This window comes from Flavivirga sp. 57AJ16 (assembly GCF_028736925.1).
Taxonomy (GTDB): Bacteria; Bacteroidota; Bacteroidia; order Flavobacteriales; family Flavobacteriaceae; genus Flavivirga.
Genome location: NZ_JAQZAT010000009.1, coordinates 104,024 through 126,225 on the forward strand (window position 1 = coordinate 104,024; position 22,202 = coordinate 126,225).

Annotated in this window: 22 protein-coding genes; 12 read left to right on the forward strand and 10 right to left on the reverse strand. The window is 34.6% G+C overall.

The window, feature by feature from the left end; all coding sequences use genetic code 11:
- Nucleotides 1–225: 225 nt before the first annotated feature.
- Complete coding sequence (gene pruA, locus PQO00_RS11510; protein ID WP_274184992.1) at nucleotides 226–1,854, reverse strand: L-glutamate gamma-semialdehyde dehydrogenase; 1,629 nt, start codon at nucleotides 1,852–1,854, stop codon at nucleotides 226–228.
- Between the two features lie 151 nt (nucleotides 1,855–2,005).
- Here pruA and PQO00_RS11515 point away from each other — a divergent pair, with 151 nt between their 5' ends.
- Complete coding sequence (locus tag PQO00_RS11515) at nucleotides 2,006–2,731, forward strand: NRDE family protein (RefSeq protein ID WP_274184993.1); 726 nt, start codon at nucleotides 2,006–2,008, stop codon at nucleotides 2,729–2,731.
- Complete coding sequence (locus tag PQO00_RS11520) at nucleotides 2,724–3,716, forward strand: DUF6695 family protein (protein WP_274184994.1); 993 nt, start codon at nucleotides 2,724–2,726, stop codon at nucleotides 3,714–3,716. Before PQO00_RS11515 ends, PQO00_RS11520 begins: the two co-directional genes overlap by 8 nt.
- A 278-nt stretch (nucleotides 3,717–3,994) precedes the next feature.
- Here PQO00_RS11520 and apaG read toward each other — a convergent pair whose 3' ends face one another.
- Together apaG and PQO00_RS11530 are read right to left on the reverse strand one after the other, a co-directional pair.
- Nucleotides 3,995–4,381 carry a Co2+/Mg2+ efflux protein ApaG gene (apaG, locus tag PQO00_RS11525; protein ID WP_274184995.1) on the reverse strand — a complete coding sequence of 129 codons (387 nt, stop codon included), beginning with the start codon at nucleotides 4,379–4,381 and terminating at the stop codon, nucleotides 3,995–3,997.
- 110 nt (nucleotides 4,382–4,491) lie between these two features.
- Complete coding sequence (locus PQO00_RS11530; RefSeq protein WP_274184996.1) at nucleotides 4,492–5,739, reverse strand: DUF5103 domain-containing protein; 1,248 nt, start codon at nucleotides 5,737–5,739, stop codon at nucleotides 4,492–4,494.
- 153 nt (nucleotides 5,740–5,892) lie between these two features.
- Here PQO00_RS11530 and PQO00_RS11535 point away from each other — a divergent pair, with 153 nt between their 5' ends.
- From PQO00_RS11535 to nqrF, 6 genes are all read left to right on the forward strand, one after another.
- Entirely contained in the window at nucleotides 5,893–7,248 is a 1,356-nt protein-coding gene (locus tag PQO00_RS11535) for a Na(+)-translocating NADH-quinone reductase subunit A (protein ID WP_274184997.1), read from the forward strand.
- Nucleotides 7,248–8,474: an NADH:ubiquinone reductase (Na(+)-transporting) subunit B gene (locus tag PQO00_RS11540; protein WP_274184998.1), complete on the forward strand. Its 1,227-nt coding sequence runs from the start codon at nucleotides 7,248–7,250 to the stop codon at nucleotides 8,472–8,474. Before PQO00_RS11535 ends, PQO00_RS11540 begins: the two co-directional genes overlap by 1 nt.
- 2 nt (nucleotides 8,475–8,476) lie before the next feature.
- Nucleotides 8,477–9,217 carry a Na(+)-translocating NADH-quinone reductase subunit C gene (locus PQO00_RS11545; RefSeq protein ID WP_274184999.1) on the forward strand — a complete coding sequence of 247 codons (741 nt, stop codon included), beginning with the start codon at nucleotides 8,477–8,479 and terminating at the stop codon, nucleotides 9,215–9,217.
- Nucleotide 9,218: 1 nt separating this feature from the next.
- Nucleotides 9,219–9,863 carry an NADH:ubiquinone reductase (Na(+)-transporting) subunit D gene (locus tag PQO00_RS11550; RefSeq protein WP_274185000.1) on the forward strand — a complete coding sequence of 215 codons (645 nt, stop codon included), beginning with the start codon at nucleotides 9,219–9,221 and terminating at the stop codon, nucleotides 9,861–9,863.
- A 73-nt stretch (nucleotides 9,864–9,936) separates the two neighbouring features.
- The gene (gene nqrE, locus PQO00_RS11555) at nucleotides 9,937–10,695 is read left to right on the forward strand and encodes an NADH:ubiquinone reductase (Na(+)-transporting) subunit E (RefSeq protein ID WP_274185001.1); all 759 of its coding nucleotides are present in this window, start codon (nucleotides 9,937–9,939) and stop codon (nucleotides 10,693–10,695) included.
- Nucleotide 10,696: 1 nt separating this feature from the next.
- Nucleotides 10,697–12,004 (forward strand): NADH:ubiquinone reductase (Na(+)-transporting) subunit F, encoded by a 1,308-nt coding sequence (nqrF, locus tag PQO00_RS11560; RefSeq protein ID WP_274185096.1) that lies wholly within the window; start codon nucleotides 10,697–10,699, stop codon nucleotides 12,002–12,004.
- Between the two features lie 96 nt (nucleotides 12,005–12,100).
- On the opposite strand, the gene PQO00_RS11565 is transcribed toward nqrF, so the two are convergent.
- Complete coding sequence (locus PQO00_RS11565; protein ID WP_274185002.1) at nucleotides 12,101–12,559, reverse strand: Na(+)-translocating NADH-quinone reductase subunit F; 459 nt, start codon at nucleotides 12,557–12,559, stop codon at nucleotides 12,101–12,103.
- 295 nt (nucleotides 12,560–12,854) lie between these two features.
- On the opposite strand from PQO00_RS11565, the gene PQO00_RS11570 reads away from it, so the two are divergent.
- The gene (locus tag PQO00_RS11570; protein WP_274185003.1) at nucleotides 12,855–13,721 is read left to right on the forward strand and encodes a DUF4846 domain-containing protein; all 867 of its coding nucleotides are present in this window, start codon (nucleotides 12,855–12,857) and stop codon (nucleotides 13,719–13,721) included.
- Nucleotides 13,722–14,159: 438 nt separating this feature from the next.
- Here PQO00_RS11570 and PQO00_RS11575 read toward each other — a convergent pair whose 3' ends face one another.
- Nucleotides 14,160–14,909 carry a hypothetical protein gene (locus PQO00_RS11575; protein ID WP_274185004.1) on the reverse strand — a complete coding sequence of 250 codons (750 nt, stop codon included), beginning with the start codon at nucleotides 14,907–14,909 and terminating at the stop codon, nucleotides 14,160–14,162.
- Nucleotides 14,910–15,296: 387 nt separating this feature from the next.
- Here PQO00_RS11575 and PQO00_RS11580 point away from each other — a divergent pair, with 387 nt between their 5' ends.
- Nucleotides 15,297–15,674 (forward strand): Na(+)-translocating NADH-quinone reductase subunit F, encoded by a 378-nt coding sequence (locus tag PQO00_RS11580; RefSeq protein ID WP_274185005.1) that lies wholly within the window; start codon nucleotides 15,297–15,299, stop codon nucleotides 15,672–15,674.
- Nucleotides 15,675–16,649, forward strand: coding sequence for an FAD:protein FMN transferase (locus PQO00_RS11585; RefSeq protein ID WP_274185006.1), 975 nt, complete (start codon nucleotides 15,675–15,677; stop codon nucleotides 16,647–16,649).
- On the opposite strand, the gene PQO00_RS11590 is transcribed toward PQO00_RS11585, so the two are convergent.
- Genes PQO00_RS11590 through map form a run of 3 tightly spaced genes read right to left on the reverse strand, consistent with a single transcriptional unit; the run spans nucleotide 16,646 to nucleotide 18,704 of the window.
- A complete protein-coding gene (locus tag PQO00_RS11590; protein ID WP_274185007.1) occupies nucleotides 16,646–17,413 on the reverse strand; it encodes a class I SAM-dependent methyltransferase in 768 nt (255 codons plus the stop codon). The genes PQO00_RS11585 and PQO00_RS11590 overlap by 4 nt on opposite strands.
- Nucleotides 17,414–17,454: 41 nt before the next feature.
- Nucleotides 17,455–17,832, reverse strand: a complete 378-nt coding sequence (locus PQO00_RS11595) for a GxxExxY protein (protein WP_274185008.1) — start codon at nucleotides 17,830–17,832, stop codon at nucleotides 17,455–17,457.
- A gap of 53 nt (nucleotides 17,833–17,885) precedes the next feature.
- Nucleotides 17,886–18,704 carry a type I methionyl aminopeptidase gene (map, locus tag PQO00_RS11600; RefSeq protein ID WP_274185009.1) on the reverse strand — a complete coding sequence of 273 codons (819 nt, stop codon included), beginning with the start codon at nucleotides 18,702–18,704 and terminating at the stop codon, nucleotides 17,886–17,888.
- A gap of 117 nt (nucleotides 18,705–18,821) precedes the next feature.
- Between map and PQO00_RS11605 the strand changes: the two genes are divergently transcribed.
- Nucleotides 18,822–20,087 carry an acetyl-CoA hydrolase/transferase family protein gene (locus PQO00_RS11605; RefSeq protein ID WP_274185010.1) on the forward strand — a complete coding sequence of 422 codons (1,266 nt, stop codon included), beginning with the start codon at nucleotides 18,822–18,824 and terminating at the stop codon, nucleotides 20,085–20,087.
- A gap of 7 nt (nucleotides 20,088–20,094) precedes the next feature.
- Here the strand turns inward: PQO00_RS11605 and PQO00_RS11610 are convergent, their stop codons facing one another.
- Entirely contained in the window at nucleotides 20,095–20,499 is a 405-nt protein-coding gene (locus PQO00_RS11610; protein ID WP_274185011.1) for a BT0820 family HAD-type phosphatase, read from the reverse strand.
- Nucleotides 20,500–20,555: 56 nt separating this feature from the next.
- Nucleotides 20,556–22,073 carry a 2,3-bisphosphoglycerate-independent phosphoglycerate mutase gene (gene gpmI / locus PQO00_RS11615; protein ID WP_274185012.1) on the reverse strand — a complete coding sequence of 506 codons (1,518 nt, stop codon included), beginning with the start codon at nucleotides 22,071–22,073 and terminating at the stop codon, nucleotides 20,556–20,558.
- Between the last annotated feature and the right edge of the window lie 129 nt (nucleotides 22,074–22,202).

Sequence of the window (22,202 nt, forward strand, 5' to 3'; positions counted from 1 at the left end):
CACAACGACATGGTATAAAATCGTTTTAGTTTTTTATATCTGAAGCCAAGCAAAGCATGCTAATTTTTCTGACAAAGCCAACAATCTCAATTACATAAGTTTACAAAACAAAAAAGAGACTGTTCCAAAATTTCAGACAGTCTCTTTTTATATGTTAAATTTAGGTTTCCCGATTATGGGATTCCTGCCAAAGTTTATCTTGAGCGGAGTCGAAAGGCAGGAATATTACTCACCCAAAAACGGATAACGGTAATCTGTTGGTGTAACAAACGTTTCTTTTATCATTCTAGGCGACACCCAACGTAATAAGTTTTGCGCGCTTCCTGCTTTATCGTTTGTTCCAGAAGCTCTGGCACCACCAAATGGTTGTTGTCCAACCACAGCACCTGTTGGTTTATCATTAATATAGAAGTTTCCTGCAGCATTTTGTAACGCTTCCGTAGCCTGAGTGACTGCATACCTGTCTGTTGAAAGTATGGCGCCAGTTAAAGCATATTCACTAGTCTCATCTACTAATTTTAAAGTGTCCGCATAAGCGTCATCTTCATATACGTAGATAGTAATTACAGGACCAAACAACTCAGTACACATGGTTGTGTATTTTGGGTCTTTAGTAACGATAACAGTAGGCTCAATAAAATAGCCTTTGCTTTTGTCATGGTTTCCACCAACTATAATTTCGGCATCTGCATCCGCTTTAGCCTGATCGATATACTTTGCCAATTTATCAAAAGAGCCTTCATGGATTACAGCCGTAATAAAGTTACTCATGTCTTCGGGGGATCCCATTTTAAAAGATTTTACATCTTCTATAACCATGTTTTTTACATCGCTCCATAAACTTTTTGGAATATAAGCTCTTGAAGCAGCGCTACATTTCTGTCCCTGAAATTCAAAAGCACCACGTACAATAGCGGTAGCTACTTGTTTCGCGTTTGCTGATTTATGAGCAACAATAAAATCTTTACCTCCAGTTTCTCCAACAATTCTAGGATATGTTTTATAGTTGTGTATATTGTTTCCTATTTGTTTCCAAAGTTCTTTAAAAACAAAGGTAGAGCCAGTAAAGTGTAAACCAGAAAAATCCGGACTGGCCATAACAGTATTGGTTATCATGACCGGATCACCAAAAACAACATTGATAACGCCAGGAGGCACACCAGCTTCTTCAAAAATATCCATAATTACTTTTGCAGAATATATTTGGCTATCACTTGGTTTCCAAACAACAACGTTACCCATTAAAGCCATACAAGCAGGTAAGTTTCCGGCAATGGCAGTAAAGTTAAAAGGAGTTACCGCATAAGTAAATCCTTCCAACGGTCTGTACTCAATTCTATTCCAGGCATCACTGGTACTTTCTGGTTGCTCCATATAAATGTCAGTCATAAACTGTACATTAAAGCGTAAGAAATCTATAAGCTCGCAAGCAGAATCAATTTCAGCTTGGTGAATTGTTTTGGATTGCGCTATCATGGTTGCAGCATTTATTTTAGCTCTATAAGGGCCGGCAATTAATTCGGCAGCCTTTAAGAAAATACCGGCACGCTGCTCCCATGGCATTTGAGACCAATTTTTTCTTGCCTCTAATGCGGTAGAGATGGCAGAATCAACATGTGATTTCTCGGCTAAATGATATGTGCCAACAATATGTTTGTGATCATGTGGAGGAGATATGGTTCTAGTATTACCAGTTTCTACATCTTTTCCATTTATATATAATGGAACGTCAATTTTACTATTGAACATTTCTTTGTATGCTTTTAGTACTGCTTCTCGTTCAGGAGAACCAGGAGCATAACTTTTAACAGGTTCATTAATAGCTATTGGTACATTAAAAAAGCCTTTACCCATGATTTTTGTGTTTTTTATTATTGAATTTTCATTAAATGTGGTGCAAATTTACGAATTATTTAATAGCTGTACTCGTTAACGATGTTTAAAAAGAAGTTAAAATTTATTTATTTTTTGTAAGTTGCTAAACCGTATTTAGACTACTAATTTTATGTGTACAGTAACAATTATTCCGAAGGCCAATAAGGGGTTTGTTCTGACTTCTAACAGAGATGAAGCTCCAGATAGGATATCGCTTGAACCAGACTTTTACATGACCAATGGTATTAAAACTTTATTTCCTAAAGATGAGGTGGCCGGTGGGACATGGATTGGTTTGAGTGATAAAAATAGAGTGGTTTGTGTATTAAATGGTGGATTTATAGGGCATAAACGTAAATTAAACTACAGGAAAAGTAGGGGAATGGTTGCTAAAGATTTCATGGTTGTTGATAATATAGAAGATACGATTGAAACTTATAATCTTCAAGACATAGAGCCGTTTACTATGATCATCATAGATTGGAATGCTGGTTTGAAATTTTATGAAATGGTTTGGGACGGAGAGCGTAAGCATTTTAAGCCATTGCCGCACGAACCAAGAATTTGGTCTTCTTCAACATTGTATTCCGAAGACATGAAGAAAGAAAGGTTGAGTTGGTTTGAGTCTTTTAAAGATGACAATGAATTAGGTGAAGCTTCTGTATTAAAATTCCATAGAACCGCAGGGGGGGATAATAAGGATTTTGGTGTTATCATGGATCGAGGTTTTGTTAAAACGACCAGTATCACACAAGTCGTAAAAGAAGTTGGTTCTGTAAGGATGCACTATGAAAATCTTCACAATAAAACCATGACAACTAAAACATGGAATCTACCACAAGTTGTAAATGGATAATACGGGCATTATCTTAACATTGGCGTACCCAGATACTATTGTTATGGTTTCTGAAGAATGGTTTTCTCCTTATTTAAGGTTTCTCGGGGTTGGAAAAAAAAACTATGTGCGGGCAGGACATGCTGCTTTAGTATTGATTGATAAAAAAACGGGCGTTTTAGAGTATCATGATTTTGGACGTTATATTACTCCTGAACCTAATGGAAGAGTGCGGGGAAGGGATACGGATAATGAACTGGATTTTCCAATAAAAGCGGTCATTGAAAACAATACGATTAAAAACTTAAATGACATTTTAAAGTTTTTGGGAACACATCCTAAATTAACACATGGAGAGGGGAAACTGGTGGCTTCTGTTTGTGATGTGGTTGATTATAAAAAAGCGAGAACACATATTACCAAAATGCAAAAACGTGGGTTTATCTATTATGCCGCTTTTAAAAAAAACGCATGTAATTGTGCCCGTTTTGTAACAGATAGCTTAATAGCTTCGGTGGTCGATCCAAAAATTAAAAAGAAGCTAGAAAGATCTAAATGGTTTACACCTAGTACTGTAGGCAATGTACTTTTGGCAAATACCAAAAATCATGCTTTTGAGGTTTCTGAAACGGGGGTTGTTTCAGAATTTAAAGGATCTCAAAAAAGTGAAAATATACGTTGTTTTTTAGATAAATTGAAAGCACATCAACCTAGTTTTGTTGGAACTCTAGAGCCAAAACCAGTTGAAGGTTTGCACGAAAAAGCACAATGGTTGTCAGGGATCGCTGCAGGTGCTTGGTTTGAGCTGCATTATAGTGGACATGACACTGAGTATCATTTTAAACGTATTTCGCCATATGGAAATACTGATGTACATGATACCTTTGTTGTTGAAGATGATGCCTTTGACTATGATTTAGGGTTTGAATTCATACATTATTCAAATTGTAAATTCTTTCATATAAAGCAAAACGGAAGGGTTTTTAGATTTGAGAGAAAAGTTTGATGTTTCTTGTCATTCTGAGGAGCGCCTAAGCGCGACGCGAGAATCTTTTGAATTCAAACTAAAATTAAACAAATTGCCACAGTCGTACTTCCTTCACAATGACATTTCATTTGATGTTTTTAGGTCAATATTCCGTCATTCTGAGGAGTGCCTAAGAGCGACGTGAGAATCTGTTTATGTTAAGTTTTGAGTTTAGAATAAACAAATTATCACAGGCATTCCTCCCTCGTAATGACGGTACATTTTAAACCATGAAAAATCAGATTTAATCTAGCCGGTTAATTTATGGCAAAAGGTGCGCTTAGCTTAAAAGTTGGTATAGTCACTTTAAACTTTTTTGTGGTAGTAAAGTTCACCATGCTATAATGTCCCTGCATGGCCCCAAAAGGAGAGGTTAACAAGCATCCAGAAGTATAAGTATGGGACTCTCCAGGTTTTAATACTGGTTTTTTACCAATAACACCTTCTCCAGAAACTATTTCAACATTATTTAAAGCGTCTAAAATCTCCCAATGACGCGCATTAAGTTGCACAGAATCTTTACTTTGGTTTTCAATAGTTACGGTATATCCAAAAGCGTACTGCATTTTATAATTTTTATAAAACGAGCCTTCAAAAGTGGTAACCACTGATATTTTTATACCTCTTGTAATTTGTTGAACCATCTAATTCCTAATATACAAAGTGTTTGTTGGGTGCTAAAATAGTAAATATTAAGTGGTTAGTGGTTATTTTTAATGTCTTTGGTTAAAAAACCAGTTAAAAAGCATTATTATTAGTTCGAAATGTTAACGGAACTACCTTCACCAAGCCCAATAATTTTATCATATCTTGCACCTAAGTCCCTATAATATACAATAACTTTATAATTGTTTTCTGTTTGGTAGAAGTTTCCACTAATAACGCCTTCTTCAATACTTTTATTATTTGCTACAATATACTTGTAGTTATAAAAGCCTTGTTTTAGTAACAAGGTGTTTGTATAAACGTTACGGGATTCGTCAAAAACCATTTTTGTACTTTCGTCAATAACATAATTGTTAAAGTTACCATAGATATGAATGTCTTTGTTCTTTAAAGACGCTATGGGTAATAAAGAAAAATGTATCCAGACATAATCTGCTTCAATACTTGGGTTTTCTGCATCAAGGTTTAGAATGACATAATTCCCATTAATATCCGGGTTGTAGGTATATGGCCTGGAGGCTCTCTCAAAGTTTGTATATAAATAATTATGGTATAAGTCTTTTAAATCTATGCTCTGTATCCCTGTATTTGCAGCTCGAACATCTTTGTTTTCAAAAAACAAATACTCATTGCCTCCCCAAAAACTGGTTTCTTTATCATATTTATAGATTAACTGATTACCAATAGTATATTGTGGCTTTATATTCGAAATAGCCGTTTTTAGATTATTGTTTTGAATGATTACGGCTTTTATCGTTTGAGTAGGGTTGTTAAATGGCATGGTATTGGAGTCAACAACAATATCTATGCGTTGCTTTTCTTCGATGAATTCCACATCGCGCGAGCGTTTAACACTCACGCCCACATGGGCCATGTTTTCATAAATCATGAATTTTCTTGAAAAAACAAGGATGTTATCACTGTTAAAAACAGAAAGCATATAATTTCCTGAGACTTTTAAACGCCTGGTTTGTGCGTTAGGAATGGTAAGTGTATAATGCGAATAAATTTGATAGGTGTTAAATGAATTTTCGTAATTTCTGATACGCTGGTTATCAAAACCATCCATATATTCAGATTTCACCAATACCGATGGTGTCCAGTCAAAATTAAAATGTTCAATCTTATAATAAAAATCTTCTTCATCACCATTCAAGGCATCAAATTCTAAAATCACAGATTCACCAAGTCTTAAAATGGGTAATTGTGTTTCAGGTGTATTGCCCTTAAAATTGATTGTTTTAATATAATCGGGAGGGTTTACTTCTTCTACTTGACTAAAGATTAGATTAGAGGTTAAAAGAATAGATATAAAAGCGAAAAATTTAAACGGCATTATAGGACATTTTTGTAAATATAAACAAATTTCATGCCCGAAAATAAACTTATTTTAAAGTGTGTTAAATTCTATTCAATTTATTATGAAAACTGTATTTTAAATTTGTATTTTTGCACCGATTTTTAGACAACTAACTTCAATAAAAAAAATATGTCAAACGACATTCGCATTAAAAAAGGTCTAGATATTAAACTTAAGGGTGAAGCTGAAAAAACCTCTGAAAAGGCAATAGTAAGCAACTTTTATACTTTAAGACCTGAGGATTTCCACGGCGTTATACCTAAATTAATTTCTAAAGTTGGAACTAAAGTAAAGGCAGGAGAACCTGTTTTTTTCGATAAGTCTAATGAAGCTATCAAGTTTGTTTCTCCAGTTTCTGGTGAAGTTTTAGAAATATCTCGAGGTGAAAAACGTAGAATTTTAGCCATCAAAATTAAGGCAGATAAAGAGCAAACCTACCAGGAACATGGTAAGTTCGATGTAGATGCTGCAAATTCTGAAACTATTAAATCACATTTATTGGCATCTGGTTGTTGGCCGTTTGTAAAGCAACGTCCATACGATGTTATTGCTAACCCGGACAGAGTACCAAAGGCTATTTTTATATCTGGCTATGCCAGTGCACCATTAGCAGCCGATTTGGATTTTACTTTGCAAGGAAAAGAAGCTGAATTACAAGCGGCTGTTACGGCTTTAGGTAAGCTTACAGAAGGTAAAGTACATATCTCTGTTGGTAAAAATGGCAATTCGCCATTAGCAGGATTGACTGGTGTTACATTGCACAGTGTTTCAGGACCACACCCATCGGGGAATGTAGGAACACAAATAAATAAGATAGACCCAGTAAATAAAGGAGAAGTTGTTTGGACGATTAATCCGCAAGACCTGGTTATCATGGGAGAGCTATTGTTAACGGGCAAGTTCAATGCCGAACGTATGGTGGCTCTGGTAGGTTCTTCAGTCGAAAAACCAAGGTATTTTATTACTAAAATAGGAAGCGAAGTCGCTACTATGGTTTACGATAAAGGTGTCGCTAAAGATAGTAATGATCGTATTATTTCTGGAAATGTTTTAAGCGGAAAACAAATACAGCCAGATGGTTATTTAGATTATTATAGCAATGTTATTTCTATAATTCCAGAAGGTGATGATTATGAGTTTTTTGGATGGAACAAACCTGTTTTTAATAAGGTTTCGACATCTAGAGCACTAACGTTTTCATGGCTAATGCCAAAGAAAACATACGATCTAAACACGAATACAAATGGTGAGCATCGTGCTTTTGTGACAACAGGAACTTATGAGGAAGTATTTCCTTTGGATATTTACCCGATGCAAATCTTAAAAGCGTGTATGTATAAGGACTTAGATGAAATGGAAGCTTTAGGAATGTACGAAGTGGCTCCAGAAGATTTTGCATTAACAGAATTTGTTTGTGTGTCTAAACAACCACATCAAAAAATTATAAGAGAAGGTTTAGACTTAATGCTTAAAGAGATAGGATAATGGGTTTAAAAGAAAATTTACATAGATTTAAGGAAAAGAATAAAGATAAGAAGTGGCTACCGGCATTTAGTGCCATTCATACTTTTTTATACTTACCAAATGAGACTACCCATAACGGTACTCATATAAAGGTTGCCGACGATTTAAAGCGTACCATGAATACCGTGATAATGGCTATGGTACCTTGTTTGATTTTTGGAATGTTTAATGCTGGTTATCAACATAATTTACAAGTTGGAGATATACAAGCAGCTGCGGGAAGTTTCTTTAGTTCTGAATTTTGGACTATGGATAACTTTATGATTGGTTTCTGGAAAATATTACCATTGGTTATTGTGTCTTATGGTGTTGGTTTGGGAATTGAATTCATATTCGCCATTATCAAAGGGCACGAAGTAGAAGAAGGGTATTTGGTAACAGGTATGTTAGTGCCACTTATTGTACCGGTAGATATTCCCCTTTGGATGTTAGCTGTAGCCGTTGTATTTGGTGTTGTTATAGGTAAAGAGGTTTTTGGAGGTACAGGAATGAACATTCTTAATCCGGCATTAACGATTCGCGCATTCTTGTTCTTTGCATACCCTACGTGGATGTCTGGAGATAAAGTTTGGGTTGAAGGCGCCGTTGAAAGAACTAAAGAAATTTTGGCTGGAGCAGATCTCGATGCTATTTCCGGTGAAACTATATTAGGTAGTTTGGCCCAGGGAAAAGAAGCAGGGTATGAGGTCATGGACATGTTCTTAGGATTTATTCCAGGTTCTGTGGGAGAAACATCTACCTTATTAATATTATTAGGAGGTTTGTTCTTGATCTTTACAAAAATTGGAAGTTGGAGAATCATGTTGTCTTCGGTTATAGGTGCTTTGGTCATGGGATTGATCTTCAATCAAGTGGTTGATTCTGGATGGATAACGGAGAGCAGTAAGTTTTACGGATTAATGAGTACGACTTGGTGGCATCACTTACTAATTGGTGGTTTTGCCTTTGGTACGGTGTTTATGGCTACAGATCCTGTGACGGCTTCCCAAACAAATAAAGGAAAATGGATTTATGGTTTCTTCGTAGGTTTTATTTCTATTTTAATTCGTGTGTTCAATCCAGCTTACCCGGAAGGTGTTATGTTAGCTATTCTATTAATGAATGTGTTTGCACCTACAATTGACCATTATGTAGTTCAAGGGAATGTAAAACAAAGAATGAAACGTTTAAAGGCAAAAACAGCTTAATCATGAGTAAAAAAACGGATTCAAATATATATACAATACTTTTTGCCATTGCCATGGTAATAGTAGTAGGAGGGTTGTTAGCGTATACCGCATCTGCCTTGAGGCCTAGAATTGATAATAACGAACGATTAGAAAAGCAACAAAACATTTTGTACGCTATGGGTGTTAATGCGAACGATGAAAGCAGTGCTATATTCGTTTCTACTGATGAGGCACCAGAGTTGTTTTCAAAATACATAACTAAGCAATTAGTGATACAAGGAGATGGTGTCACAGAAGATTCTGAGGCCTATCTAATTGACGTGAAGAAGGAACAGTCTAGAGCAAAAGCAGGTAAAGAAAGAAGATTGCCTTTATTTGTTGGTAATAAAGATGGTAAAACATTTTATATAGCCCCCATTAGAGGTAAAGGCCTTTGGGATGCCATTTGGGCCTATGTTGCCATGGATGTCGATATGGTAGTTCGGGGTGCTTATTTTGACCATAAAGGAGAAACGGCCGGTTTAGGTGCTAACATTAAGCAACGTTATTTTATGGATGATTTTATAGGCGAAAGCTTAATGAGCAACGGAAGCTTTAAAGGGATTACAGTTGCTAAAGGCAATAATGATCCGAAGAATATAGATAAAAACGATAATGAGGTAGATGCCATTGCGGGAGCGACCATTACCGGAGACGGTGTTTCAGCGATGCTTAAGTCTGAATTAAGACAGTATGTACCTTATTTTAAAACATTAAAGTAATATGGGACTTTTATCAAAAAAAGACACAGCATTAATTAAAGATCCATTAGCAGATAACAATCCTATTACCATTCAGGTATTAGGGATTTGTTCGGCCCTGGCAATTACAGCCGAATTAGAGGCAGCAATTGTTATGTCTATTTCGGTGTTGTTTGTATTAGGCATAGGAAACGTGGTTATTTCCTTAATGAGAAATATCATTCCGTCAAAAATTAGAATTATTGTTCAACTTATTGTGGTTGCTGCTTTAGTAATTATTGTTGACCAAGTGTTAAAGGCATTTGCATACGAATTGAGTAAAACACTTTCTGTTTTCGTAGGATTGATTATTACAAACTGTATCATTATGGGGCGTTTTGAAGCATTCGCATTGGGAAATGGACCTTGGCGTTCATTTTTAGATGGTATTGGAAATTCTTTAGGTTACGGTGTTATTTTAATTATAGTGGCATTTTTTAGAGAATTATTAGGAGCAGGAACTTTATTAGGATTTAAAGTTTTAGGAGACCCTATTGAAAAAACAGGTGTTTATGCGTTTGGTTATGAGAATAACGGATTTATGTTATTGGCACCAATGGCATTGATTGTAGTAGGCATTATCATTTGGGTTCAGAGAACTAAAAACAAAGCATTAATAGAAGATTAAAATTAGTAAGTAGTTGGCAGTGGCGGTAAGCAGTTACTGAACACTGAACACTGAGTACTGAATACTAGAAAATATGGAACATATAGAATTATTTTTCAAATCAATATTTATAGATAACATGGTGTTTGCGACATTTCTGGGAATGTGCTCTTATCTGGCTGTATCTAAAAAGGTTTCTACAGCTGTTGGTCTTGGAGCCGCAGTTATATTTGTATTGGCAATTACAGTACCTTTAAACTGGTTACTTGATCAATATCTTTTACAACCGGGCGCATTGGTTTGGCTAGGCCCTGAATATGCATCTTACGATTTAAGTTTCTTATCGTTTATCATGTTTATTGCAACCATTGCAACTATGGTACAATTAGTGGAAATTGTTGTAGAAAAGTTTTCACCATCATTATATAATTCGTTAGGGATATTTTTACCACTTATAGCCGTAAACTGTGCTATTTTAGGGGGGTCTCTATTTATGCAATCTCGCGAAATTCCAACTTTAGGTTTAGCAACAACTTATGGTATTGGTTCTGGAATTGGATGGTTTTTAGCGATTTTAGCCATCGCGGCCATTCGTGAAAAAATTAGATATTCGAATGTACCGCCTGCATTAAGAGGTTTGGGAATTACATTTATTATCACAGGTTTAATGGCTATTGGTTTTATGAGTTTTGGAGGTATGTTAACTGGAGGAGATGATAAAAGCCCTAAAGAAGAAAAAACAGCTTCTGTAGAGAAGCAAGAAGCTTCAAAAGAAAATGAAAATATCACGTTGAGCGCAGTCGAAAAGTCTGAAGATAAAGTGATGGCTAACAACATAAAAGTAAATGAGTAATATGATATTAGCAGCAGGTACCTTAGGAACCATAGTAGCAACTGTAACAGCATTTTTAATTATTACGCTGTTGTTGGTAGCTTTACTACTATTTGTAAAACAAAAATTATCACCATCTGGTCCAGTAAAGATTACCATTAATGGAGAACGTGAAGTTGAAGTTGCTTCTGGAGATAGTTTATTAACGACATTAGGAGCTCAAAAAATATTTTTACCATCTGCTTGTGGTGGGGGTGGAACATGCATTCAATGTGAGTGTCATGTCTTAGAAGGTGGTGGGGAAGCCTTACCAACAGAAACACCACATTTTACGCGTAAAGAATTACAGCATGGGGCACGTTTGGCTTGTCAGGTCAAAGTTAAGCAGGACATGAACATTACCATTCCAGAAGAAGTGTTTGGTATTAAAAAATGGGAAGCAACTGTGGTACGTAACTATAACGTAGCCTCTTTTATTAAAGAGTTTGTTGTTGAGATTCCAGAGGATATGGGATACAAAGCAGGAGGCTATATTCAAATTGAAATACCTGAGTGTGAGATTAAATATTCAGATATTGATATTACCGCACATCCTGAAGAGCATGAAACACCAGATAAGTTTCAGGCAGAATGGGATAAATTTGGTCTTTGGCCATTGGTAATGAAGAATACAGAAACTGTCGAAAGAGCATACTCTATGGCTTCTTTTCCGGCTGAAGGACGCGAAATTATGTTGAATGTACGTATTGCTACCCCGCCATGGGATAGAGATAAAAATGGATGGATGGATGTTAACCCAGGGATTGCATCATCTTATATATTTGCTCAGAAACCAGGTGATAAAGTAACGATTTCTGGTCCTTATGGCGAGTTCTTTATTAATGAATCTGAAAGCGAAATGCTTTACGTAGGTGGTGGTGCAGGTATGGCTCCCATGCGCTCACATTTATATCACCTATTCAAAACATTAAAGACAGGAAGAAAAGTAACATACTGGTACGGTGGACGATCTAAACGTGAATTGTTTTACTTAGAGCATTTCTATGAGTTAGAAAAAGAGTTCCCTAATTTTAGATTTTTCTTAGCATTATCTGAGCCTTTACCAGAAGATAATTGGAAAGTAAAAGAGAACATAGATGCAGCAGGAGATGGTTTTGTCGGATTTATTCATAATTGTGTGATCGATAATTATTTAAGTTTACACGAAGCACCAGAAGATATTGAATTGTATTTCTGTGGCCCGCCGTTAATGAATAAAGCAGTTCAAAAAATGGGAGAAGATTTTGGTATTCCTGATGAGCATATTAGATTTGATGACTTTGGAGGATAATCACCAAGTAACATTTATCGAGATTATAAAAAAAGCCAACTCATATGAGTTGGCTTTTTTGGTATAAAACCGATACCCTATGTTTACAGAAATCCTTTAGCTGGAAAAATTTAATGCGTATCTCGGTTTTTCATTTTCAGACTCAAACAGTTTTGTGTAATCCATAACGTTAGAAACATTATCCAAATAACATAAAAAGGTTACTACTTCGCTCAAACCATTAAACAAAACATCTTTATCTGTAGGGTTTTTGGGTTTTTCATTTTTATAGTGAAGCGGTAATCTATATCCGCAAGTATTCAGGAAAATGTGCTCAATTTTTAATAACTCTAGAGGTGTGTATCCATTAAATTTTTTACCAAGTGTTTGGTGTACTTTACCAATATAATTCAATTCTAATGCCCCATGGGAATCAGAGAGGTATTTCCAGCTATCATTATTATCTAAAATATTTCCAACGGCACATTGCTTACAACATTCTGGATTCAATTCATTGTTGTGAAATGCCGTATATAACTTTTTTAAAGCCTGCTCTAAACGTTTTGAAGTTTTCATAAGCCGTATTTTTAGATTAAGTTACTAAAAAATATAAACTTCAACTGTCAAATTAGTCTTAAATTTTTATTGACTAGATACGAAGTATTAGCGGTTAACGTTAAATAAACATACAATTTCCATAATCGAATAATGGATATTCATAGGATGATTATAATGGAAACCGACATCTTTCATGACAAATAAAAAATAGTGAATATAAATTATATGAAACGCCCATGAGAATTGCTTTCACACACACGAGGATGATTATCAAGGCGCTCCATATGACCTCTAAAACAATAAAAATAAACATATGAAAAGGCTTTTAGTTTTAATTTTTGCGGTAATAATAGTGGCTATCATGTTACAAATAAAACCTGTAAAAAGTAAAGCTAAAAGATTGGTAGCTTCATTAGAGGCACCGAACCTATTAAATAAAGATAGCCTCACTATTAAAACTAGGGTTAATCTTCCAAAAGGTTATAAGCGGGTTGCATATCCTAAAGGGTCTTTTCAGGAGTATTTACGTCATTATAAGTTAAAGCCGTTTGGCACCAAGATTATTAATTATGATGGCTCAGAGTATTATTGGCAACAAGGACACATAGGAATATTGGATATTCCAGTGCCAAAGAATGGTTTGCAACAATGTGCAGACGCTTTAATTAGAGTGAGAAGTGAGTATCTATGGGACCACAATAGGAAAGATGAGATTGGTTTTAATTTTACTAGCGGACATTATTGTTCTTGGAAGCAATATGCAGCGGGTTATCGCCCTAAAATTAATGGCAATCAAGTGACATTTCATAAATCAGCTTCAATAAATCATTCCAAAGAGAACTTTTATAAGTATTTAAATTTGATTTATATGTATTCTGGAACACTTTCATTGTATCATGAATTACCTAAAATAGAACATGCAAAAGATCTTAAAATTGGTGACATGCTAATTAAGGGTGGGGCTCCTGGGCATATTGTTATGATCTGTGATGAAGTTATAAATAATAAAGGAGAGAAATTATATTTGTTATTTCAAGGAAATACCCCAGCTCAAAGTGTACATTTGGTTAAGAACTTAGAAGATTCAAATATCTCACCTTGGTACCTCCTTAAAAAAAATGCGGTCATTCCGGTTTCAAATTATACATTTGGGAGTTCTAAATTTGTTCAATTTAAATAGGGGGCTTTTTATAAAATATAAATAAAGTAAAAAACGGTCCCTGCAGGTGCACATTATTAAATAGAGCACGAATGGCGCTAATTCACACGAATCCAACATCCCTCTTAGTATTGAGACCCAGCACAAACATGAATCCCTAGTCCATATAGATTTGAAATCTGACTACCAACAGATTAAATAGGTTCATGCTTATTGCATAGCAGGAAAAATTCGTGATACCCGTGTCAACTTTTATTGTTCATTACATATGTCAATATTTGTGTGCCAAGCGGCTGCGTTCTATAACAGGATAGACTATTTTCAATGACAATCGTGTTCCAACAGAAGAAATGGTATAAAAAACAAAAGCTTTACCAAAAATGAGTAAAGCTTTTGTTTTTAACCAATTAAAGTTTAACTTTTTTATTTAGAAAAAGTTAAATAAGTTCTGTATGATCATTAATCGTCTAAATCAGATTTGTTATAAACCCAACTAGGTAATGCAGAACTATCAAAATTAGGCTTCCTTGTGGTATTTACATTTTCAAAACAAGAAGCATATACTAACGATTTAACACTTAAGATATTATATACTTTGTCATGTTGTTCTTTTGTAAATGTTCCAAATACAAGGTTGGGATCAACAGATTTATATGCACCATCTTCTAACATAAAAGCAAACATGGTTTTTACGTCACTTTCATAAAAATCTGTATTTTTATCGTAGTCTGCTTCATTATCTATATAACTTTTTCCAGCTACTAAAAGGTATTCATTTCCTGATTTTAAATTCTTAACACTAACGGTACCTCTAAATAAAAGGTGGTAATCATCATTATATAATCCTGGTTTTCCTTTTACCTTATCTTTGTTTCTATTATAGAATTCTTCAAAATAAGGAGAACTTAGACGTTTTATTTGGCTAGAATGTACATGTTTCAAGAATTCTTCTTTCGTTTTAAAAAAAGCAGGTAAATTTTCAGCACAGTATCCTGGATACCATTTTGGGATATATTCATCATGTAATAATTCATGACTCCCTTTTTTAAAGATTACTGGACGTTCATAAACTCTTGGATTATAGAATTTATAATTTCCAATTTTGAACAATTCACAGCCATCAGCAGTGATGGCACTTTCTTTTACTCCTGTTTTGCATGAAACAATAAAACAAAAAAGTGCTAGAGTTTTAAGTATTGTTTTATTCATAATTAAAGTATTGTTGTAAACTCAAAAAATAGTTGGTTTCAAGCTTACATGGTTAAATTCATTTTAAAGAACAAACTTAATGTTTATTCTACGTTTTGGGTTTTGTTAGCGCATTATTAAATTTATGGTTAATTTTAACAGCGCGGTAAATATATATTTTTTTTCCAATAAGGTAGATTAAAAGCATATATAATCGATAAAATACATGTTTTGTGTTGTAAAATCTTATTTATTGACTATATTTATATGTTTAATCTTACATGTGCAGTATAGGATTATGTAAGTTTTTTTAAACACAATTATTTGCTCACATAAAATATTATGTGAAAAAATAATTCATAATTTTTAAATCTAGGGTTAGTTGATTATTAATATTAATTTTGTCTTATGAGCAAACCACTTACAGAACAAGAATTGCATAACTTGGCTATGAATTATGTTGGAAAAGATTTGGAACAGCGTGGTTTTGAATTTATAGCTGTGAATAGTAAGCTTAAAAAGCATCCGCAATTTGTTTGCATCGATAAAAACAAACAGTACTATTTTGTTATTGTAAGAGCCGTTATATTACCAGACAACCCTAATAATTATGATGTTGTTTGGATGGAGTCGTTTAAAAAGCATGCCAGGGAAAAGGATGCAAAAGTTTTATATGCTGGGGTTGGTTTAGGAAATATAGATAATAAAAAAGGAAAGATTTTTTTAGATGAAGAATACCTTTTAGAGTATAACGGCATACAGGTTTTAGAAACCAATTTTAATTAAATGAAGCAGATTACAATAATCCTAACGGTTTTATTATTAATATCTTGTAAAACAGATCGAAAGAACACAAAAATTTCTGGAAATGTTTTTGGAACATTTTACGAGGTCACTTATAGCTCAGATATAAATTATGAAAAACAACTTGATAGTTTATTTTATGTGATAAATAAATCATTATCTACTTACCAAACAAATTCAGATATTTCTAAATTAAACAGAAATGAAGTTGTTGAGGTCGATGCCCATTTTAAAAGGGTATACGAGATTTCAAAAGTAATTCATAAAGAAACTGAAGGTGCTTTCGACCCTACTATTGGAGCTGTTGTAAATGCCTGGGATTTTGGTCCGGAAGGCAAAATTGTTAATTTGGACAGTTTGAAAATAGATAGCTTAATGCTTACGGTTGGTTTTGATAAAGTCCGTAGAACCCATAATACGATTACCAAACCAAAAGGCACATTTTTAGATTTTAATGCCATAGCAAAAGGATATGCCGTAGATGTTATTGCAAAATTTTTGGAGACTGAAAATACTAAGAATTATATCGTTAATATAGGAGGCGAACTTAGTGCCAAAGGCATTAATGTTGAGAAGAATAGTGGTTGGACAGTTGGTGTTGAAAATCCTAATTTTGATGGCACCCGATCACTTTCCAGAACGCTTGTTTTAACTAATGAGGCGATGGCAACTTCTGGAACGTACCGAAAGTTTAAAACGGATAAGGACGGTAACCGATATGCTCATATTATAGATCCCAAAACAGGTTACCCAAGTAAAACTAATTTATTAAGCATTTCTGTAATTACGACAGATTGCATGACGGCCGATGCTTATGCTACGGCATTTAAAACCATGGGGATTGAAAAAGTAAAAACCTTTTTGAAATCACATTCAGAACTTAAAGTGTTTTTAATTTTTGAAAATGAAAAAAAGGCATTGGAAACACTTTCATTAAATGGGTTTCCTGAAAACTAAGGCTTGTATACTACAGGGATAATCTCGCCTTTAGCTAAACAATATTTTGTAACATCTGCTCCAGAAAGTGTTGATGTATAATCAATTTCATCCACCTTAAAACCGATGCTTCGAAGTTTATCAAAATAATCACGTCCATAAACGCGTACATGATCATATTGACCAAATATTTTTGCACGCTCTTTTTTATCGGTAATCGTGTTATCCTCAAATGTTTTTTCTCTTGATAAGTCCTGCGGAATTTGAAGAATTGCCATTCCGTTAGGTTTTAAAACACGATACAGTTCTTGCATGGCTTTGGTGTCATCTGGAATATGTTCTAGTACATGATTACATAAAATGGTATCATAGCTATTATCTTCGAACGGAAGATGGCATATATCAGCTTTAACATCTGCAATAGGGGATAATAAATCCGTCGTTGTGTAATCTAGGTTTTTGAGTCTCTTAAAGCGTTTTAAAAAGCATTGTTCTGGGGCAAAATGAAGGACCTTCTTATTCGCCGTAAATAAGTCGGTTTCGTTTTTTAAATACAACCATAACAGCCTATGGCGTTCTAAAGATAGTGTAGAAGGGGAGAGTGCATTATTGCGTTGTGTGCCATAACCATAGGGTAAAAAGCTTTTAAAGCTCCTGCCGTCTATAGGGTCTGTATAAGTATTACCCTTTAAAAAGAGCGCTAAAATAGGGCGAATAATATAACTGAGCCTGATAAGTAGAGGCCTTGGAATAAAATTTAGTATGAATTTAAAGAGTTTTTTCAAGATATTTTTTTCACAGAGTTACTCAGAGAATCCACAGAGATTCACTGAGGTGTATTTATAAACCGTTTAATGCCACTTTTTAAAAGTTTAGTATGAAAATTTATTAATAACCCCAATGGGTAATTTCCTAGTTTCATATAGGTCAATATCTGAGCAAAATGAACATTGGTAAAAGCTTCTACGGTTTTAAGTTCAATTACAATTTTATTTTCGACTAATAAGTCAATTCTATAACCATGATCTAATTTAATATCTTTATATTTTATAGGGAGTGCCATTTCTTTAGTAACGTTTAACCCTAAATGCTTTAATTCAAAAAATAAGCATTCCTGATATGCAGATTCTAATAACCCTGGGCCTAAAGTTCGATGCACTTCAATAGCAGCCCCAATAATTTGTTCTGTAAGATTGTTATTCATTAATTTTTCTCTGTGTATCTCGGTAGATTCTCTGCGTATCTCCGCGAAATAACCTATAAGATTAAAGCCTTTTGACGAAACTCATCTTCTTCATGGCTTTGAATCCCTAAAGCTTCATGTACATAGGTAAATGTTGATAGTATTTCAGGCTTTCCGTCTACAAGAGCGACATCATGTTCAAAGTGAACACTCGGTTTTCCATCCTGCGTTACAATAGTCCATCCGTCTTTTAATTGTCTCACTTTATGGGTGCCGCCATTTATCATAGGCTCTATGGCTACTACCATCCCTTCAACAAATTTCTTGCCACGACCGCGTCTTCCATAGTTTGGCATTTCAGGATCTTCATGCATCTTTTTTCCTAGGCCATGACCAACTAATTCCCGAACCACACCATAACCGTGGTTTTCACAATGTTTTTGTATGGCATGCCCCACATCACCAACACGGTTATTTGCTTTAAATTCCCTAATACCAACATAAAGGGATTCTTTGGTTACCTGTATGAGTTTTTTAGTTTCAGGGTCTACATCACCAATCTCAAAAGTATAAGCATGATCTCCATAAAAATCGTTCATTAAAGCACCACAATCAATAGAAACGATATCACCATTTTTTAAAGGTGTATTTGTGGGTAAACCGTGTACTACAGCTTCGTTTACACTACAAAGTAAAGTCGATGGGCAGTCATACAATCCTAAAAAACCAGGTAAGGCGCCTTGGTCTCTTATAAATGCTTCAGCAAGCTTATCAAGTTGCATGGTGGTCACCCCCTCTTTAACTTCTTTTGCGAGCATACCAAGTGTTTTGGATACTATTAATGCACTTTGACGCATTAACTCAATTTCTTCTTTTGTTTTTGTTATAATCATGCTTAAAAAATAATGGCAAAGATACTTAAAATAAGTATTAATATTTTTTGATAACATGACTTTTGACATTTTTTAAGAGTCTACAAATGAATAAATTTATATACTAAATTGAATAAGATGTATAAAAGAGTTCGTGCTGAAGATGCTGTTAAAATAATTAAAAGCAATGATAGGGTTTATATTCAGGCAGCAGCGGCGGCTCCCCAATTATTAATGGATGCTATGACAGAGCGCCATGAGGAATTAAAAAATGTTGAGGTCTGTCATTTACATGTTGAAGGGAACACAGGCTACGCCAATCCTAAACTTAGTGATAGCTTTCATGTAAATTCATTTTTTATAGGAAATAATGTGCGTCATACATTAACATCCGGCAATGGGTCGTATACGCCAGTTTTTTTAAGTGAGCTGCCCTTGCTGTTTAAGAGAAATATTTTACCATTAGATGTCGCATTAATCCATGTATCTGTTCCAGATAAACATGGATATTGTTCATTGGGGGTTTCGGTTGAAGCTTGTCTGGCTGCCATAGGCAATGCGAAAACGGTCATAGCACAAGTAAACGAGCAAATGCCAAGAACGCATGGAGATGGTATTATTCATATCACAGAGATAGATTTATTTGTTGAATGTAACGATCCTATACCTACTCATATTTTTGGAACCCCATCAGCTATTGAACATAAAATTGGTGATTATGTAGCGCGTTTAATTGAAGATAAAAGTACGCTACAAATGGGAATTGGAACCATTCCTAATGCTGTATTGTCCCGTTTAACAAATCATAAAGATTTGGGATTGCATACTGAAATGTTTTCTGATGGGGTTATTGATTTAATATTAAAAGATGTGATTAATGGAAACTTTAAAGGTGTTAATCCTGGACGTACATTGGCCACATTTGTTATAGGTTCCAAACGGCTGTATGATTATGTTGATGATAATCCGTTTGTTGAAATGCGTGCTTCGGATTATGTGAACGATGTTTCCATTATTAAGCAAAATCCTAAAATGGTAGCTATTAATTCTGCTATTGAGGTCGATTTAACAGGTCAAGTTTGTGCAGACTCCATTGGAGCTAAAATGTATTCGGGGGTAGGTGGGCAAATGGATTATATTAGAGGTGCTTCTTTAAGTCATGACGGGAAAGCCATTATAGCATTGCCCTCAATTACAAAAACAGGCGTTAGTAGGATTGTTCCGTTTTTAAAGCCGGGAGCTGGTGTGGTTACTACCAGAGCACATGTACATTATGTTGTTACCGAATACGGAATAGCCAACTTATATGGTAAAACGATTAAAGAAAGGGTTAAGGCATTAGTGAATATTGCACACCCGGATCATAGAGCATCTATTGATAAGGCCTATTATCAATTAATTTAAGAAGGTACTATTTTAGAAAACTAAAGAGGCCTTTCTTTTTTTCAACCTCGGGAGGTTTTGTATTTGTGAGTAATTGATATATTTCACCCCAACCTAAAAAACCTCCAATGTTTCTGTCGTCAATAAATAAATCGGCATTAATTTTTCTGCTTATATCATCAGTGTACACCTCTTCCGGAAAGCTTCTGTTTACAGCATAAAAAAAGATACCGTGAACCTCACAGAATTTAACAGCTTCATTTAACCTTTCACCACTTCTGTAGGTCCATAATATAAGACGATGCCCATCATCTTGTAGCTTTTTTAAAGTTTCAAAAGCGAACAATATCGGTTTTCCTATTTTAGGATAGGCATCCTCAACAATAGTGCCATCAAAATCTATTGCAATTATGAGTTGATTGTTAAAATTCATATCAAGTTATAAACTTGGGTTTACAACAAAAGTACAATAATTTATTTTTTACTTATTTAAACTAAGCTATGCTGCGTCATAGATTCTGGTTGTTCAAGCCCCATTAACTTTAAAATAGTAGGCGCCATATCACCTAAAATGCCATCTTTGATCGTTTTTAGTTCTTTATCGATTAAAATAACTGGAACAGGATTTGTTGTATGTGCTGTATTTGGTGACCCGTCGGGGTTTATCATAGTTTCACAATTTCCATGGTCGGCTATAAGTAATGTAGAATAATTGTTCTCTAAAGCGACATTGATAACATCTTCTACACATTTATCTACAGCTTCACAAGCTTTTATTGCTGCTTCCATAACTCCTGTATGACCTACCATGTCGCCGTTTGCGAAATTTAAACAAACAAAATCTACCTCTCCTTTTTGAAGTTCAGGAATTAATGCATCGCGTAATTCGTAGGCACTCATTTCTGGTTTTAAGTCGTAAGTTGCTACTTTAGGGGAATTTCTTAGAATACGTGTTTCTCCATTAAAAGGTTCTTCGCGTCCACCGGAGAAAAAGAATGTTACATGAGGATATTTTTCTGTTTCTGCTATGCGAATTTGTTTTTTATTATGTTTTTCTAGAACTTCACCTAATGTCTCGGTTAAATTATCTTTATTAAAAATAACATTTACATTTTTATAAGTTTCATCATAATTTGTAAGTGTTACATAATGCAAATTCAATTTGTGCATGTTTTGCTCATGGAAATCGGTTTGTGATAGCGCTTCGGTTAATTCTCTACCGCGATCTGTTCTAAAATTAAAAAAGATAACAACGTCCCCTTCCTTTATGCTTGCCTGAGGATTGCCAGATTCATCAACCATGATAATGGGTTTAATAAACTCATCCGTAATGTCATTTTTATAACTTTTTTGAATGGTCTCAGTGACATTAGTAGACTTTTCTCCATAACTATTAACCAAAGCATCATAGGCTAATTTTATACGCTCCCAACGTTTGTCTCTATCCATAGCATAGTAACGCCCCGTAACCGTAGCCAATTTACTATTGGTCTTTTCTAAATGACTTTCTAATTCGGTAAGAAAACCATAACCGGATTTGGGATCTACATCACGACCATCTGTAAAGGCATGAACAAAAGTTTTTGTTAAACCAAAATCATTAGCGGCATCCAATAGTCCAAATAGATGATTAATATGAGAATGCACACCACCATCACTTAACAATCCTAAAAAGTGGACATCTTTGTCATTGGTTTTTGCATAGTTGAATGCATCCACTAGTACCTTTTCGTTATTTAATGTTTTGTTTTTTACAGCTAAATTGACTTTTACCAAGTCTTGATAGACTATGCGTCCGGCACCAAGATTCATGTGTCCAACTTCACTATTTCCCATTTGACCTTCTGGTAGTCCAACATGTAATCCATCAGTTCTTAACGTTGCGAATGGATATTTTTTATAAAGAGCATCTATAAAAGGTGTGTTTGCATGATCGATAGCAGAAACTTTAGGGTCTGGAGAATTGCCCCAACCGTCAAGGATCATTAAGATAACTTTTTTGTTCATTTTTACGAAAAATTTATGAGAAACAAATATAAAGAAGTTATATAAGATAATGCAGAAATAACGTTTCAAATACTAGTATTTTTGAGGCTTTTGTGAGGTTTTCAAAAAAGGAACCGTTCGGTTAATTAT